At 36.8% G+C, this 15,607-nt stretch carries 14 protein-coding genes; 4 read left to right on the top strand and 10 right to left on the bottom strand.

All coding sequences use genetic code 11. The annotated features are described in order from the left end of the window. Positions 1-82 precede the first annotated feature (82 nt). Positions 83-1,087, top strand: a complete 1,005-nt coding sequence (locus ACERII_RS04600; RefSeq protein WP_373640408.1) for a M15 family metallopeptidase — start codon at positions 83-85, stop codon at positions 1,085-1,087. Between the two features lie 55 nt (positions 1,088-1,142). Here ACERII_RS04600 and ACERII_RS04595 read toward each other — a convergent pair whose 3' ends face one another. The 5 genes from ACERII_RS04595 to ACERII_RS04575 all read right to left on the bottom strand — a co-directional run bounded on the left by ACERII_RS04595 (position 1,143) and on the right by ACERII_RS04575 (position 5,340). After that, positions 1,143-1,841, bottom strand: a complete 699-nt coding sequence (locus ACERII_RS04595) for an HAD family hydrolase (protein WP_373640406.1) — start codon at positions 1,839-1,841, stop codon at positions 1,143-1,145. Positions 1,842-1,870: 29 nt separating this feature from the next. Next, complete coding sequence (locus ACERII_RS04590; RefSeq protein WP_373640403.1) at positions 1,871-2,233, bottom strand: DnaJ family domain-containing protein; 363 nt, start codon at positions 2,231-2,233, stop codon at positions 1,871-1,873. Between the two features lie 143 nt (positions 2,234-2,376). Further along, a complete protein-coding gene (locus ACERII_RS04585) occupies positions 2,377-4,002 on the bottom strand; it encodes a glycerol-3-phosphate dehydrogenase/oxidase (RefSeq protein WP_373640534.1) in 1,626 nt (541 codons plus the stop codon). Positions 4,003-4,277: 275 nt separating this feature from the next. Next, complete coding sequence (locus ACERII_RS04580; protein ID WP_373640402.1) at positions 4,278-4,805, bottom strand: YceI family protein; 528 nt, start codon at positions 4,803-4,805, stop codon at positions 4,278-4,280. A gap of 376 nt (positions 4,806-5,181) precedes the next feature. Beyond that, complete coding sequence (locus ACERII_RS04575) at positions 5,182-5,340, bottom strand: hypothetical protein (protein WP_373640400.1); 159 nt, start codon at positions 5,338-5,340, stop codon at positions 5,182-5,184. 359 nt (positions 5,341-5,699) lie between these two features. On the opposite strand from ACERII_RS04575, the gene ACERII_RS04570 reads away from it, so the two are divergent. The 3 genes from ACERII_RS04570 to cydS are packed head-to-tail and all read left to right on the top strand — an operon-like array spanning position 5,700 to position 8,281. After that, positions 5,700-7,055 carry a cytochrome ubiquinol oxidase subunit I gene (locus ACERII_RS04570; RefSeq protein WP_373640399.1) on the top strand — a complete coding sequence of 452 codons (1,356 nt, stop codon included), beginning with the start codon at positions 5,700-5,702 and terminating at the stop codon, positions 7,053-7,055. Positions 7,056-7,072: 17 nt separating this feature from the next. Next, a complete protein-coding gene (locus ACERII_RS04565) occupies positions 7,073-8,086 on the top strand; it encodes a cytochrome d ubiquinol oxidase subunit II (RefSeq protein ID WP_373640397.1) in 1,014 nt (337 codons plus the stop codon). Between the two features lie 30 nt (positions 8,087-8,116). Beyond that, a complete protein-coding gene (gene cydS, locus ACERII_RS04560; protein WP_373640396.1) occupies positions 8,117-8,281 on the top strand; it encodes a cytochrome bd oxidase small subunit CydS family protein in 165 nt (54 codons plus the stop codon). Positions 8,282-8,799: 518 nt separating this feature from the next. Here cydS and ACERII_RS04555 read toward each other — a convergent pair. The 5 genes from ACERII_RS04555 to phnC form a co-directional block, all read right to left on the bottom strand. After that, positions 8,800-9,441 carry a hypothetical protein gene (locus ACERII_RS04555; protein WP_373640394.1) on the bottom strand — a complete coding sequence of 214 codons (642 nt, stop codon included), beginning with the start codon at positions 9,439-9,441 and terminating at the stop codon, positions 8,800-8,802. Between the two features lie 894 nt (positions 9,442-10,335). Further along, positions 10,336-12,066, bottom strand: a complete 1,731-nt coding sequence (gene cydC, locus ACERII_RS04550; protein ID WP_373640392.1) for a thiol reductant ABC exporter subunit CydC — start codon at positions 12,064-12,066, stop codon at positions 10,336-10,338. Continuing rightward, on the bottom strand, positions 12,063-13,790 hold the full coding sequence (cydD, locus tag ACERII_RS04545) for a thiol reductant ABC exporter subunit CydD (protein WP_373640391.1): 1,728 nt from the start codon (positions 13,788-13,790) through the stop codon (positions 12,063-12,065). The genes cydC and cydD overlap by 4 nt, the downstream gene beginning before the upstream one ends. 140 nt (positions 13,791-13,930) lie before the next feature. Further along, entirely contained in the window at positions 13,931-14,548 is a 618-nt protein-coding gene (locus ACERII_RS04540) for a response regulator transcription factor (protein ID WP_373640390.1), read from the bottom strand. A gap of 285 nt (positions 14,549-14,833) precedes the next feature. Continuing rightward, entirely contained in the window at positions 14,834-15,595 is a 762-nt protein-coding gene (phnC, locus tag ACERII_RS04535; protein ID WP_373640389.1) for a phosphonate ABC transporter ATP-binding protein, read from the bottom strand. Positions 15,596-15,607 lie beyond the last annotated feature (12 nt).

Raw genomic sequence — 15,607 nt, 5'->3', positions numbered from 1 at the left:
GGAGAAATCATAACCTTCCTTCATTAGATTTACTATCTCTATCCCGAAGCAAAAACTACGATTCGTAGAGAGAAGGTTTTTTATGAGCAAGAATCAAAAACAAAAAAGAAGAAAATTCATTTATTATGTATCTGCCTTATTAGTCATACTTACCTTATCTATCGTCATAACAAAAGAATTTGATCATAACGTAATGAATGAGACTGCCTCGAAAATAGTGCAGGTTCATTCCACTATGAACCATACACTAAAAGAAAAAGACAGTGTTTCAATTGTTGATCCATTGGAGGATGATACCGACATGGAGCCAAGAGAAGAAATGAACAATGATGAAGACACTAAGAAGGAGAATGCAGAAACAAATTCTAAGGAAAAGGAAAACGTTAGGAAGGAACCTGAACAGAAAGAGGAAGAAAAAAAGGAAGAAGAACCGAAATCTCCTGAAGGTCCTTTTGCATTTCCGTCATTAGAAGAAAACCTTCAATCATCTGATGACGCTGTTCCTGTGATAACGAATCCTACTTCCTTTCTGTTAATAGTAAATAAGGAAAGGAAATTACCTGATGGATTTATTCCACCTGATCTAACGGTTCCGAATGTTCGTTTTTCTTTTTCAGGAAACGATGAGAAACGTTATCTTAGAAAAGAAGCCGCGGAAGCATTAGAATTCTTGTTTTCCGCAGCAGAAAAAGATGGCGTACACTTATATGCTGTATCTGGTTATCGGTCTTTTAACAGGCAAACCACATTATTTAACCACTATGTCTCAACAATGGGGCGTTCAGAAGCTGAAAGAGTTAGTGCTCGCCCTGGAACAAGCGAGCATCAAACAGGCTTAGCAATGGATGTTTCCTCAAAGGCTATGAACTTTCGTTTAGACCAAAGTTTCGGAAACACAATAGAAGGTAAGTGGTTAAAGGACAATGCTTACAAACATGGCTATATCATACGTTATCCTCAAGGAAAAGAACCTATTACAGGATACACATATGAACCATGGCATCTAAGATATGTTGGAATTACCGCTGCATCCTATATTCAACAATTTGACCTAACATTAGAAGAAATAGCTGGAAAGTCTTTTTAACAAAAAGAAAAGGATGTCTCAAATTGGGTATGGACCCACCTTGAGACATCTTTTTTCATTTTTTATAGAGAGAATTCATTAAGGGCTGTAACTCACCTAAATTTTGAATGATAGGTGTAGTACTAGGGCGACTACTTTGCCCTAGATATCGATTCAACCATACCCCTATCATCCCAGCCTCTGTGCTACCAATTGCATCCACATCGAGCCTATCACCTATATACATACAATTACTTACATTCTTCCCTACACGCTTGCATGCTTCTTGAAATATATGTGGGTTGGGTTTAGAGTAACCTATATCGGTAGAAGTAACAACAATAGAGAAATAGTTTTGAATTCCCATGGAAGTAAGCTTCTCTATTTGTTGTGTTGTATCTCCGTTACTTATTACACCAAGAGGAACGTCATTACCCACAGCATTTCTTAAGCATGGGATCACATCTGCAAAGGCTCGCCAATTTAGTTTATAAAACTCAACATACTCATCAAACAACAACGTCGCTTCCTCATTACTAATACTTCTAACACTAGAAAATAACTTCTTCATTCTTAACTGTCTTTGCTCTTCAAATGAAATTTCCTTTGCTACAAATTTTTGAAAGAATTCATGGGATAAGTTTACCCATAAAGAAATAAACTCTTGTTCTTTCATGTGAAGATCATGCTTATGTACATGATAAAAATCTAGTGCAGCATTTCTTTCAGCAGAATTATGGTCTAAAAGCGTATCATCGATATCAAAGAAAAGCATGAAATTTCCCTTCATCATCTTCTAAAAGATTACATCCATTTATCTTTATCAAATCGCAACGTCTCTTTTGTCACTGGTGATTTCTGAAGGAGCGAAGGACAAATACTATTATATTTCTTCACTTTCACATTAATTTCCTTCACTTCCTTATCAATCTCATCTCCTATAATTTCAGCATTGATTATTTTTGTTAACAACTCTAAAATTGCAGCTTTCACTCTATGTTGTTGCTGTATCCATTCAGGAAGATAATTAGCATTTTTTAAAACATTATTTAATGGTTCTCCTCTAAACGCTTCTGAGGGAATTGGTTTCCCTTTACCAGCAAGGTTTTCAAAACCGCCTCTGTTTTCATATTCCTTATAAATGTCACTCATTAAATCTCGACTCATCGATGGCCTCCTCTATTTCCCTTTGTACGACTTTTCAAATTATTCGTATTGTAAGCTTAACAAATATTCAGAAAATGTAAAACATTTCAGTAAAAATGATCTAGCTCACTTGTTGCCAGATCATATAGTAAATATGTTATTAGTTATGAATCGGCCAATATCGTGGACTCTGCTGCAACGATTGCATCTTCTAGTTCTTGAAGGTGCAGTTCTTTCTCCGCTGATGTCCAGTTAAGGTAATGGGCCATACAATTGATTACCCCTTTTTTCCACTTCTTAACCCAGTTTATATCAAAAAATAATGCACCTGTTCGTCTAACAAAGTAATCTTCTGGTTTCAGTGTCATCTCGAAAAAGATGCTATATAGAAGGGAGTAATACAAATATAACGGTAACTGGAACTTATATTCCTTTTCATACACCTCTTTTAATGAAAATACTGTATCAATGTTAGATCCGTATAAATGGATAAGCCACTCTCCTTCTTTTTCTGTAAAACCGTGTTTTTTTGCCTGTTTCAACTTATTTTGTACAAACGCTGGATACCCTTTTGAACCTCCTACGTTACCACCAGAGATTGGAAGTTGCTTTGTTTTACAATGAGGGATCTTCATTCGATTACCAACTTCTTTTTTTCTTACCTTCACAACTAGGTCTACCACAGTTTCAGCCATTTTCCGATAACCAGTTAGTTTTCCGCCCGCGATAGTAATAAGACCTGAATGAGATTGCCATATTTCATCTTTTCGGGATATTTCAGATGGGTCTTTTCCTTCTTCCAGAATAAGGGGCCGTAATCCAGCCCAGCTTGATTCTACATCATGAGGGGTTAGTTTCACTTCAGGAAACATGTCATTTACTGCGCCAGTGATGTATTCAATATCATCTTCTGTCATTCTTGGTGATGTAATGTTTCCATTGTAAAACGTATCTGTTGTTCCAACATACGCTTTCTCTCCTCTTGGTATCGCAAACACCATTCTTCCATCAGGTGTATCAAAATATACTGCATGAGATAGTGGAAAACGTGATTTATCTATAACTAAGTGTACTCCTTTTGATAATCTTAATTCCTTTCCTGATTTTGAACGGTCCTGTTCACGAATCGTATCAATCCAGGGCCCCGTCGCATTTATCACTTTGGTTGCATAGATACTATATATAAGATCTGATAGAGTATCTCGAACTTTGGCACCCACTACCTTTCCATTCTCATATAGTAATTGCTCCACTTTCGAGTAATTTACTGCCTTCGTACCATACTGAACTGCGGCCTTTATTACTTCGACAGTTAACCTTGCGTCATCTGTCCGATATTCTACATAAAATCCGCTACCCTTTAATCCATCACTTTTAAGAAGGGGCTCTTTTTTCAAGGTCTCACTAACGGATAGCATTCTTCTTCTTTCTTCTTTATTTACTCGAGCTAGCATATCGTACATTCGTAACCCTAAGGAGGTGGATAACCTCCCGAAGGTTCCACCTTTTTGAATAGGTAAGAGCATCCACTCAGGAACTGTAACGTGCGGCCCATTTTCATATACAATTGCTCTTTCTTTACCTACTTGTGATACAAGTTTAATTTCCAACTTCTTTAAGTATCTCAACCCACCATGAACAAGTTTAGTAGAGCGGCTCGACGTACCTGCAGCAAAATCTTGCATTTCTACTAAAGCTGTTTCCAGTCCTCTAGATGATGCATCCATAGCAATTCCTGCACCTGTAATTCCTCCTCCTATAATAAGAACATCGAATTTAGAATGGGTCATTTCTTCTAATAACTGCGTTCGTTTTACACCAGAAAATTGTGCAGTCACGTTGGACCTCCTCTTTCTTGTTTGTTTATTATTTGTTTATTGTTTGGTTACCCTTAAAGAACTCGAGCTAAGCTAGATGTTTTTCTATCTAGGAGCTGATTCGTCCTCACAAAAAAAGACCACTGCTACCATCATGGAGTTCCCATATGTGTAGTGTGGTCTCTGAACGAAATCCTTTTATTCAACTATTTGTATTCAGAATTGTGTTAGGTATTACATTTAATTTATTATTCCACAATAAATTCAAAGTTAGCGCTTAATTTTACTTCTTTCCCTACTAATACGCCACCAGTTTCTAAAGGGGCGTTCCAAGTTAAACCATACGCTTCACGATTTAATTTTCCTTCCACATCAAAACCAGTTACAGTGCTTCCATCCATTGGATTTTTAGAAGTTCCATTGAATTCCACTGTAAACTTTTCTGTATTCGTCACATCTTTAATTGTAACGTCCGCTGTAAGCTCATACTCATTAGCAGAAACTTTGCTAATAGATTTACTAACTATCTTTATGCTCTTGAAATTATCTACATCAAAGAAGTCAGCAGAACGAAGGTGTCCATCACGATCATCATTCTTTGTATCGATAGAAGATGGATCAACAGTAACTTGAATGTTTAATCCTTCTAAGTTCTCTAAGTCACCCTCTACTTTCACGTCAAAATCCGTAAACTCACCTTTCGCCTTTGCAATCATCATATGTTTCACTTGAAATCCAACACCACTGTGTACTTTGTCTAATGTAAAAGTTGTCATTTTGCAACTACCTCCTAGTTTTTAAGTTACCTTTTTCTCATTACTTACTTTATGTAATTAACTATATAATAATTAATAATTTACGTCAAGTGATTTAATTTATTTTTTTAAAATTATTAGAATGTAGGTGATCGTCGGGGGAAAATAAGGCGGCGAGCTTTCGAAGGTTTTTTCTCCAATCCTCATAAGGACAGTTCCCTCCTGTTCTAGCCTCTTTTTTTCCTTATGAGCTCTCAAGGTCTCCAATAGGAACTATTGGGGTTCTGTAAAAGAAGTCTCCATCTCAGCATCAATATATACTAAGGAAGCTAGACACAATTACTCATAAAAAAAGGAATAACAACTGGCCGTGGCACCAATCGTTATTCCTTTTCCTTCATTTTTGACTAACAGTTTTATACTTCGTTTCAACCTCTAATGAGTGATCAACTTTCTTTTGTTTCTTTTCTATTAAGGATCTTTTCTCTAATTCTGGCTCAATATATTCTTCATATAAGACTTCCTTCTGCCATTTTAACCAATCTTTGTTACTCATTTATTTATGCACTCCCTTACATTTCATAAAATTTAGACAATTTCAGCTATAATAATTGATTACTTCCATTCCCTCCTAAATAAATTCTAAATTCTCTTCATGCAGATAATAACACACTTTACAGAATTGTCACACTAATATGATATTAGTTTAAAGCATTAAATTTTTATACCGCTTTTACCCTCCATAACCTCCCTTCACAAAGTTTTCACATCGTGTTCAAAAAACGCTCACAAATTCACAAAATATGAGGGAAAACACCTATAATTTTTTCTACGGAGGTTTAATACTATGTATATAGTGTTAAATAATTCACAAAGTATAGCTATTTACTATATATAAAGATAGGAGCGAGTTATATGTTCGAGTACGATCCGGTCCTTTATAGTCGCTTATTAACCACGTTGACTTTAGCGTTTCACGTTATTTTTGCGACAATTGGTGTTGGAATTCCGTTAATGATCGCCATAGCAGAATGGATGGGAATAAAGAGAAATGATCCACACTACACACTAATGGCTCGAAGGTGGGCTAGAGGATTTGTTGTTACTGTAGCAGTTGGAGTTGTTACGGGAACAGCGATAGGTTTACAACTAAGTCTATTGTGGCCAAATTTTATGCGTGCCGCAGGACATACAATTGGATTACCTATGTTCATGGAGACTTTCGCTTTCTTCTTTGAAGCTATTTTCCTAGGAATCTATTTGTATACATGGGATCGATTTAAGAGCAAACTAAAACACTTCTTGTTAGTTATTCCTATCGTTATTGGAGCAACAGCTAGTGCGTTCTTTATTACAACCGTGAACTCGTTTATGAACGCACCTCAAGGTTTTACATTAGTTGACGGAATATTAACAGATGTAAGTCCGTTAGCTGCCATGTTTAACCCAGCTACACCGACGAAAATTTCACATGTTATCATAACTTGTTACTTAACGTCCGCTTTCATTTTAGGAGCTATTGCAGCTTTTCATATTTTAAAAGGAAACAAGCATGTATATCATAAAAAAGCTCTTCACCTTACGATGGTAGCAGCAGCCGTTTTCGCAGTGGGAACAGCGGTAATTGGAGATTTCTCAGGAAAGTATCTACACGAGCATCAGCCGGAGAAATTAGCAGCGGCTGAGTGGCATTTTGAAACAGAGAGTGAAGCACCTCTCATTTTAGGTGGTTTTCTAACAGAGGAAAACGAGGTTAAGTATGCGTTACAAATACCATACGCACTTAGTATTTTAGCTGGAAATTCACCAGATACAGTAGTAATTGGATTAAATGATTTTCCACAAGATGAGCTTCCTCCATTGTGGATACATTATATGTTCGATTTAATGGTGTTTATCGGCATGTATTTAGCAGCAGTATCCGCATTTTTTATATTTATAAATTGGACAAATAAATGGAATGCTTTTAATCGTCCAATGCTATGGGCTGTTGTAGCAGGCGGACCTCTATCCATGCTTGCGATAGAAGCTGGCTGGATTTTTGCAGAAGTTGGTCGTCAACCTTGGATCTTAAATCAAGTGATGACCGTTGCAGAAGGAGCAACAACATCTCCTCACGTGGATATTATGTTATATGTATTTATCGCCCTTTATGCTGTTTTAGGAGCAACATGTATTATCGTATTACGCCGAATGTTTCAATCAAATCCAGTGGAACACGAACTGGAAAAGCTCGGTATCAGTCATGATACTCATCGAAAAATAAATTAAAAAGGGGGATACGATCAATGAGTTATGAAGTTGTTGGGATTACCGTTCTATGGACATTTTTATACGGCTACCTAATTGTAGCATCCATCGATTTCGGGGCTGGTTTTTTCAGCTATTATTCAAAACGAACAAATAAAAACCATATCATTCACAACATCATCCAGCGTTATCTTTCACCTGTTTGGGAAGTAACGAACGTATTCCTCGTATTTTTCTTTATAGGAATTGTTGGATTCTTTCCAGACACAGCGTATTATTATGGAACAGCTCTCCTTATCCCTGGTAGTGTTGCCATCATTTTAATAGCTGTTCGTGGTTCTTATTATGCTTTTGCAACTTATGGAGCAAAAGAAAGTCGTCTATATTCCTTTCTATATGGAGCGACAGGATTATTGATTCCTGCATCGTTATCAACTGTATTAACCATCTCAGAAGGTGGGTATGTAAGTTTAGAAGATGGATATGTTAGCCTACTATACAGAGAGCTATTTACAAGCACGTATTCTTGGGGAGTAGTAGTCTTATCGATCGTTAGTGTTCTCTTTATTTCTGCTAGTTTTTTAACTTACTATGCGTCTCGAGCGAAAGATGAAAATGCATTACAACTATTACGTAAATATGCATTAACTTGGTCATTTCCGTCCATTTTAGCAGGGATCATCGTATTCTTTTTACTAAGACAGCAAAACTATGAACACTATCAAAATATGTTAGATATATGGTGGGTATTCGGAATTTCCTTAGCTTCCTTTGGAGTAGCCGCATATCTAATTTGGAAAAAAAGAAATTATGGAACTGCCTTTGTATTGGTAATGATTCAATATTTTAGTGCGTTTTTTGGATATGGAGTATCGCACTTCCCTTATTTACTTTATCCATATTTAACGATCTACGATGGGTTTACAAACGAATCTATGGCACTAGCGCTCATTATTGCATTTATCGCGGGATTGTTTCTACTAATTCCATCTTTATTTTTACTAATGAAACTATTCTTATTTGATGCTGATTATGTGGAAGGAAAAAAATAATCCAGCATCTATTAAAGGAGTTGTATGAACATGAATGTAACTTGGTTTTTCATTACAATAGCTCCACCTCTTGTGTTAATTGCTTGTGTTGCACTCGTTTTCCTATGGGCTACATATGGGAAAACTCCAGCATTTATTTTAGAAAATAGTGAAGAACAGGAACGTAATAATACTAAAAAAACAGTAAATGAATAATATCTAAGTTTGACGGGTGATTTAAAAGGGGTACTTTTAAGTTGCCCTTTTTTTGTGGGAGTTTTTTGATTGAGATGTATAAAAAAAGCTAACGAGAAAGAAGTGGACCACTGAAAAATAGGGCACGTTTCTTTTTTCAGTAATCCAACAATGTCATAGCCGTTGTACCTTTCCAAAACCTACTATGAGTGGGGATTCTCATTTTAGGCGCACAACAAGCTGATCCATTGGCACCTAGTTCCAGTTCTAGGTGGGGGAAGATTCTTTCTCGCTAGAAAAAAGTGTAGTAGTTTTAGGACGCAATTATGCACTTCAAAGAAAACCATAGCGGTAAAAATGGCTGCTTCATCTTTACCGTAATATGAAATAAATTATCAGAATAACCTCACCTACTTTTTAATGTTATAAAGTATCTGCCCCCCCACTGAGAGGGAAAGTACCAGCTCCTCCTTTATATAAATCCACAAGCTCCTTTGCCCATCGATTTATTAGTATTTATATAAAGTAATCTTAATATGTTAATAGACTAACTTTGAAATAGTATGAATGTCATCCTCTGCAGATTTGCAATAAGGATTACGGATCAATCGAAGCCATATTTTCGATATCATTCTATTTCTATCATCTTTGCTATCAACTAAGAAGGTAATTGGTTTATCTTTCAGTGCCGTGTCCTTCACCATCAGATTTGCTCGCTCAATTAAATAGTGAATACTGACTTGATTCGAATTAGGTGTTAGTTTAATTACATCCACATTGTGATTCAAAACTGGATTATTCCTATTTTTCAATCTCATATCTACAATTGTATTTTTCCGTAACGGTAATTCACTCTTAAAACTACGATCATCTACTATGTAGATTGGTAATCTCTTTTCTACAATTCTAGGGATGAAAACACCTTGCTTCCATTGTAAAATAAATCGCAAACTTCTGACATTATTCCATGCATAAATTCCTCGATGTAATAATACTATTAGTAATGGGAGTGTAAAAGGCAGTAGCATAAACGGTTTAAGAACATAATCAATAGCATTAAAGCTGACACTCCACAAATGAACATTCATTAGATTATAAATGGTGAATGTTAAGACCAAACTTAATATAGTAACCTCTACTGAAACATTTCCTCTCTCTTTTGTGTTATCGTAGATCTTCAAAAATAACATCTCCTTTTAGAATAATAAGTTTGTCCTGTTCTAAGTGAGTTCATTGTAGCATAAGGAAAATAGCGATTTTTGAAAACCGTTAATCAAATTCTTTCACATATAGATAAGAATCGGCACATCTTATAAAATGTGTCCGGTATTTTTGTCTAGAATTTATTTCTTCCCTCGAACCTCCCTAATATTAGTTGTTTTGCGACAATATCTTAATAGAGAAGATTGAACGAAATTTAATTGAATTACAGAAAAAACATGATAGTTCTATATAAACAAATTCGAGGGTACTCGAAATGGAAAAAGAACAATAGGAAATTTGTTGAAAAATAGTACAATTTTTCATATCAGCATAAAATAGGGCGAACCTCGGAAAAATCATGAGGATCGCACAGAAACACGGTTCGTTCGCACACAAATCACGAGCATCGCACAGAAACACGGTTCGTTCGCACACAAATCCCGAGTATCGCACAGAAACATGGTTCGTTCGCACACAAATCACGAGCATCGCACAGAAACATGGTTCGTTCGCACACAAATCCCGAGCATCGCACAGAAACACGGTTCGTTCGCACACAAATCCCGAGCATCGCACAGAAACACGGTTCGTTCGCACACAAATCACGAGTATCGCACAGAAACATGGTTCGTTCGCACACAAATCACGAGTATCGCACAGAAACATGGTTCAATCGCACACAAATCCCGAGCATCGCACAGAAACACGGTTCGTTCGCACACAAATCACGAGTATCGCACAGAAACACGGTTCGTTCGCACACAAATCCCGAGTATCGCACAGAAACACGGCTCAATCGCACAAACAGCATAAAAAAAAGACCACAAAAATCCAATTTGATGGTCTTTTCTACTTACATTTTCAACCGCTACTTACATCAATACACTCTTTTCTATTTCCTTCAGTTGATAAAAGTATCCTTTCCGTTCCATTAACTCATCATATGTTCCCGTTTCTACCACTCTGCCATGTTCCATTACAATGATTTGATCCATTTGTTCTAACCCTGTCAATCGATGACTAATAAGAACGACTGTGTCTTCTTTTCCTAAATCGAAAAGATGAGAATAAATCTTTTTCTCCGTAACAAAGTCTACAGATGAAGTTGGTTCATCCAATAACCAAAGCCGAGATCCTTTTAATATGGCTCTTGCAATAGCTAATCTCTGTTTTTCTCCTCCAGACAAGTTTCCCCCTTTTTCTATCACCTTGTCATCTAAGGAAAACTCATTAAGGTCTACCATCTCTAATGCTTGTTTCATTTCTTCATCCGTTACAGTATCTCTTGCAAGAAGTAAATTGTCTCGAATTGTACCATAAAAGAAATGATTACTTTGTAAAACAGTGTTCGTTGCCTTCCAGACTGACTCTTTCCTCACTTGAGCTAGCGTCGACCCATTAACTACGATATCACCATCATACTCATCATAAAACTTTAACAAAAGTTGAATTAATGTAGACTTTCCAGATCCACTAGGACCTACAATTGCAGTTTTCGTACCTGATGGAATATCAATATTTATCTCGGAAAGGGTTTTTCTAGCTTCTCCAGGGTAAGAAAAGGAAATATTATTCATGTTTATCGATATTGGGTCCTTCTCCTGTAATTCCTTTGTCAACAGCTCTTCCTCTACTACACCCTTGTTCTCACTTTCATCGTTGATAACAGAAAAAAGTCGGGTGGCTGCTCTACGGCTATCTTCATAATACGCTGGAAAAATAGCCATCGGAGTAGCATTTTCAAAGACGGTCAAGGAAATCATTACGAGCATAGCAAGAAATACTCCCTCTAATTCCCCTGTGCCTACTAAATAGGCACCTAAACCTAATACAAACCATGATACTGAAAGGGAAATCATTTGAATGATAGAAGTACTGTATAACTCGTGGATACTGTCACGACGTTGCTCCTTCACATATTGATCAGCTGTCGTTCGAACATTTTTTTCTTGAGTATCCAATTTCTGATACAATTTCAGATCACGAAATCCGTAGAAAAATTCCGTAGCTTCTGTTGAGACTACTCCTCGTTTTTCTCGAAGTTGGCTCATGATCTTGTATTGTTTTAACGCAAACCATGCTGGAATGACAAATCCTGTGAGGACAAGACCTACTAGGAGAGTAACCGCAACATGGACTGAAAAGAACGTAGTAAACGCGATGGTACTTAAAAATACAATCATCATTACGATAGGAGGATAATACACTCGCAGAAAAAAATTCTGCAAGCTTTCTACATCCCCAACGATTCTAGATAAAAGATCCCCACTTCGAAAACGATGAAATATTCTAGGAGCTAATGGTTCCAATTTTTCAAAAAAGTGGACACGTAAATTACTAAGCATGGTAAAGGTAGCTCGATGAGAAAAGTAACGTTCCCCGTACTTACTTGCTGCCCTTGTTGCACTAAATAATTTTAACAGAGCGATACTAGTGGTCAATACATACAATGGGGGATTTATAGCTGCCATGGAGATTAAATACCCACTGTTTGCAAATAAACTAACAGCCCCCATCCCAGCGAGAAACCCGAATAATATAGAGAGAAAGATATCTTTTCTCTCTAGCATGATAAGTTTTATAACGGTAGTTAACTCTCTCATTGAGCTTCACCTCCTTGAGCCGAAACCATTTCTCGGTAATGTGGATTTGTAGATAAAAGTTCCTCATGCGTACCTGTTGCTAGCAATTGTCCTTTCTCTAGCAAAAGGATTTGATCTGCTTTTCTAATCGTATGAAGTCGATGGGCGACTGTGATAATAGTTGATGTTTTCGCAAGTTCCTTCATAGATTGTTGTAATATTTGTTCTGTTTTTAAGTCAAGACCCACAGTAGGTTCATCAAACAAGATGAGGGAAGGTTGTTTTAAAAAAGCACGAGCAAGGGCAATTCGTTGTTTCTCTCCTCCAGATAGTCCTCGCCCCGCTTCTCCTACAGCCGTATTAAAACCTTTTTCCAAATTCCTTACCATTTCCGAAATTCCTGCTTTTTCTGCGGCTAGTTCGATCTCCTGGTCTGATTCGTTTCCTGTTCCACCAATAGCAATGTTGTCTCGAATCGTTCCCGCAAACAAATAAGGATCTTGTGAAATATAACTTAACTGGTCAAACCAATCCTTCTCCTTATATTCAAAGAGAGGATGCCCATTTACTAAGACAGCTCCATCCAAAGGGTTCAAAAGACCTGATAAAATATGAAGTAATGTTGTTTTTCCTGAACCACTACGACCTATAATCGCAACCTCTCTCGTGGAAGGAAACTCTCCCTTTATTTCTTGTAAGGAGAACCCACTATTTTCATAACTAAAACTAACATTTTGTAGGGATATAGCGATCGGTTGGTGTTTCACTAAGGAGCGTTCTCCCCATGAAATTGGCTTATCCTTTTCTTCTAATTCCTCTGTCACCTTCTTGGCCGCTCCCATACTTCCTCTTCCTGTATGAAAGGCACTCCCTAATTCTTTCAGTGAATTATAAAATTCAGGTGCCAACACCAATACGATGAAAGCAATGAAAAAGGTGAGCTGTTCATAAATCACAAGTCTTAAACCAACTTCTAAAGCGATTAGTGCAATGCTGAGCATGGATATGAATTCAAGCATTAATGATTGGGTAAATGCAGTCTTTAACACCGTCATGGTTGCATCACGATATTCTAGGCTACTTTTTTGGATTACTTCTCGTTGTTCTTTTGCGCGACCAAATAATTTTAACGTCGCAAGTCCTTGTAACTTATCTAGAAATTGACCAGAAAACGCAGCAAGCTTTTCTAGCTGTTCCTCTGACTTTTTTTGAGTTGCCATTCCAATAATTATCATAAAGATAGGAATGAAAGGCGCAGTGATCAGCATGATGAGACCTGATACCCAATTATAGTAAAAAACAGTAACTAGTATAATAAGCGGAACCACACTTGTTTGAATTATTTGTGGATAATATTTACTAAAATAGCTATCTATTTCGTCAACCGCATCCATTAATATACTAACTTTCTCCCCTGATTGACCTTTTAAAGCTGCCTGAATTGGATTTTTTGCATACTTCCTAAGAAGTGATTCACGAAAGTCCTTCTTCACTTTGGCAGCCATGTTTACACCAATACGTCCATTTAAATAGGAAAACACCGCCCTTCCAATAAGAACAACGATTAATCCAATTAATAATGGTAGAACTGCTTGAAAGGATTCTCTTTGAAGAAATACAGAATCTACTATTGCCACGATGAAATACGCTTGAGCAACAATAACCACGCCTAATAAGATCGAAATCATAACAAGTGCATACATTTTCCCACGCTGTGCACGGGCAATCTCTTTTAATTGCTTCATATCTCTCTCTACCTCCACTCAAAAGCCAGACCTTCCTCCACAGATAAACACCACAATCATAGTGTTAACTTACTGTTATTGTAATTGATTTTTCTGGCGTATATAGTCAAACATCATGACTATTTCATGACACTTTCTTTTTACAGCGCACCAAGTCGCTTTCCCCAAACAAACCATTCACTGTTTGTTTGTATATGAAGTTTCTTTCTTATATTCCTACGATGATTTTCCACCGTCTTTGGAGATATTTTTAATATTTTTGCCGTATCTTTCACAGTGTAGCCACGAACCTTCATATAAAATACCTCTTCCTCCCGCTTCGTTAAATCAAACCCTTCATGACTTCCTTCTATGGAGTTTCCACTCTGAGTATCTGATGATAAATACAATCTCTCCCCTTCCAATATTCTCTGAAAAAAATCCATAAGCTGTTCTAATGAAGCTTTTTCATAAAAGAGACCCTCGATTTCTCTTCTTCTATACAACTCCTCTATCTCACGTTGTTTCTCGTTATACATAAAGAGTTTTTTTGCAGAAGGAGGGAATAATTCTAAAATCGTAACAATACTTCTCCACCCTCCAGCTCCTCTTATATTTACATCGATAATGACCATATCAAAATGATAGGTACGTGCTGCCTCTATAAACTCCTCAGTGGAGGAAACAAGTGTCATATACTCTATAGGCTCTACATCCTTTAATAACTGTATCAAGCCATTTCGAAGTAATTCGTGCTCTATTCCAACTAACAGTTTCATCCGCGCAGTCTCCCTTAAATCGAAATTATTCTATCAAGATTAGTATAGGGATAGGAGCAGGAAAACTCCAGTAAGACGAAAAACCTGTACAGACTGAGTATAACTACAGCTTGTACAGGTTAGGTCTAAAGGACACTTTTCCTTTTCGCTTATTTAAGTCTCTCTTCGATGTAACACTCGTTTTGACATGACCGCTCTAGCAGAGGTATCTCTTGAGATTGATATACATTGATTGTTGATCATCCCAAAAGGAAAAATTATCATATATCTAATAGCATTATGAATTTAATAGTATAGCTGTTTTTCGTATTCACTTCCGTATATTTGTTTCATTACATCCTCTGACATTTCATCTGATGTTCCATCAAAAACTAATTCGCCATTTTTCAAACCCAATATTCTAGTGGCAAAGCGCTTTGCTAGTTGTACATCATGAACATTAATAATCGTCACTAATTTCTTTTCTTCATGAATTTGCTTTAACAGCTTAAATATTTTAATTGCCGTGCTTGGATCAAGACTTGATACTGGTTCATCACCTAGAAAAATTTTTGGATTTTGGACCAACGTCCTAGCAATTCCTACCCTTTGTTTCTGTCCTCCACTTAATTCTTCCACTCGTCGGTTCCAAAAATCTTCTAATTCTACAGCTCTAAGTGCATTCATCGCAACTTGTTTTTCTTCAGCTGAAAATAGACCGATTAGGTTTTTCCATGGTTTCCGTTTCCCAAATGTGCCTGTTAATGCATTTTGTAAAACAGTTAGTCTCGGTATTAAATGGAAATGTTGAAAGATCATTCCAATATTACAACGAATTAACCGAAGTTCCCTTTCTTTTAAGTTACTAAGTGCTATATTGTTAACGATTATTTCTCCCGATGATAGCGATTGGAGTCCATTTAAACTACGTAGAAAGGTAGATTTACCTGCCCCACTCTTCCCAAGAACACATACAAATTCACCTTCAGTTATGGTGATCGAAACTCTTTTTATAGCGTCTTCGTCAACTCCCTTATATTGAACAGAAACATCCTCCAATACTATCATGGGTTTCACTCC

The sequence above is a fragment of the Evansella sp. AB-rgal1 genome (genome assembly GCF_041820985.1).
In the GTDB taxonomy this organism is placed as follows: Bacteria; Bacillota; Bacilli; order Bacillales; family Salisediminibacteriaceae; genus Evansella.
The sequence above is the reverse complement of the archived record's forward strand: the minus strand, read 5'-3'. Positions and strand labels throughout refer to the sequence as shown.

Excerpts from the sequence above, each read along its gene's own strand:
- ACERII_RS04600 (WP_373640408.1), top strand. The coding sequence starts at position 83 with ATGAGCAAGAATCAAAAACAAAAAAGAAGAAAATTCATTTATTATGTA.
- ACERII_RS04595 (WP_373640406.1), bottom strand. The coding sequence starts at position 1,841 with ATGCTTTTCTTTGATATCGATGATACGCTTTTAGACCATAATTCTGCT.
- ACERII_RS04590 (WP_373640403.1), bottom strand. The coding sequence starts at position 2,233 with ATGAGTCGAGATTTAATGAGTGACATTTATAAGGAATATGAAAACAGA.
- ACERII_RS04585 (WP_373640534.1), bottom strand. The coding sequence starts at position 4,002 with ATGACCCATTCTAAATTCGATGTTCTTATTATAGGAGGAGGAATTACA.
- ACERII_RS04580 (WP_373640402.1), bottom strand. The coding sequence starts at position 4,805 with ATGACAACTTTTACATTAGACAAAGTACACAGTGGTGTTGGATTTCAA.
- ACERII_RS04575 (WP_373640400.1), bottom strand. The coding sequence starts at position 5,340 with ATGAGTAACAAAGATTGGTTAAAATGGCAGAAGGAAGTCTTATATGAA.
- ACERII_RS04570 (WP_373640399.1), top strand. The coding sequence starts at position 5,700 with ATGTTCGAGTACGATCCGGTCCTTTATAGTCGCTTATTAACCACGTTG.
- ACERII_RS04565 (WP_373640397.1), top strand. The coding sequence starts at position 7,073 with ATGAGTTATGAAGTTGTTGGGATTACCGTTCTATGGACATTTTTATAC.
- cydS (WP_373640396.1), top strand. The coding sequence starts at position 8,117 with ATGAATGTAACTTGGTTTTTCATTACAATAGCTCCACCTCTTGTGTTA.
- cydC (WP_373640392.1), bottom strand. The coding sequence starts at position 12,066 with ATGAGAGAGTTAACTACCGTTATAAAACTTATCATGCTAGAGAGAAAA.
- cydD (WP_373640391.1), bottom strand. The coding sequence starts at position 13,790 with ATGAAGCAATTAAAAGAGATTGCCCGTGCACAGCGTGGGAAAATGTAT.
- ACERII_RS04540 (WP_373640390.1), bottom strand. The coding sequence starts at position 14,548 with ATGAAACTGTTAGTTGGAATAGAGCACGAATTACTTCGAAATGGCTTG.
- phnC (WP_373640389.1), bottom strand. The coding sequence starts at position 15,595 with ATGATAGTATTGGAGGATGTTTCTGTTCAATATAAGGGAGTTGACGAA.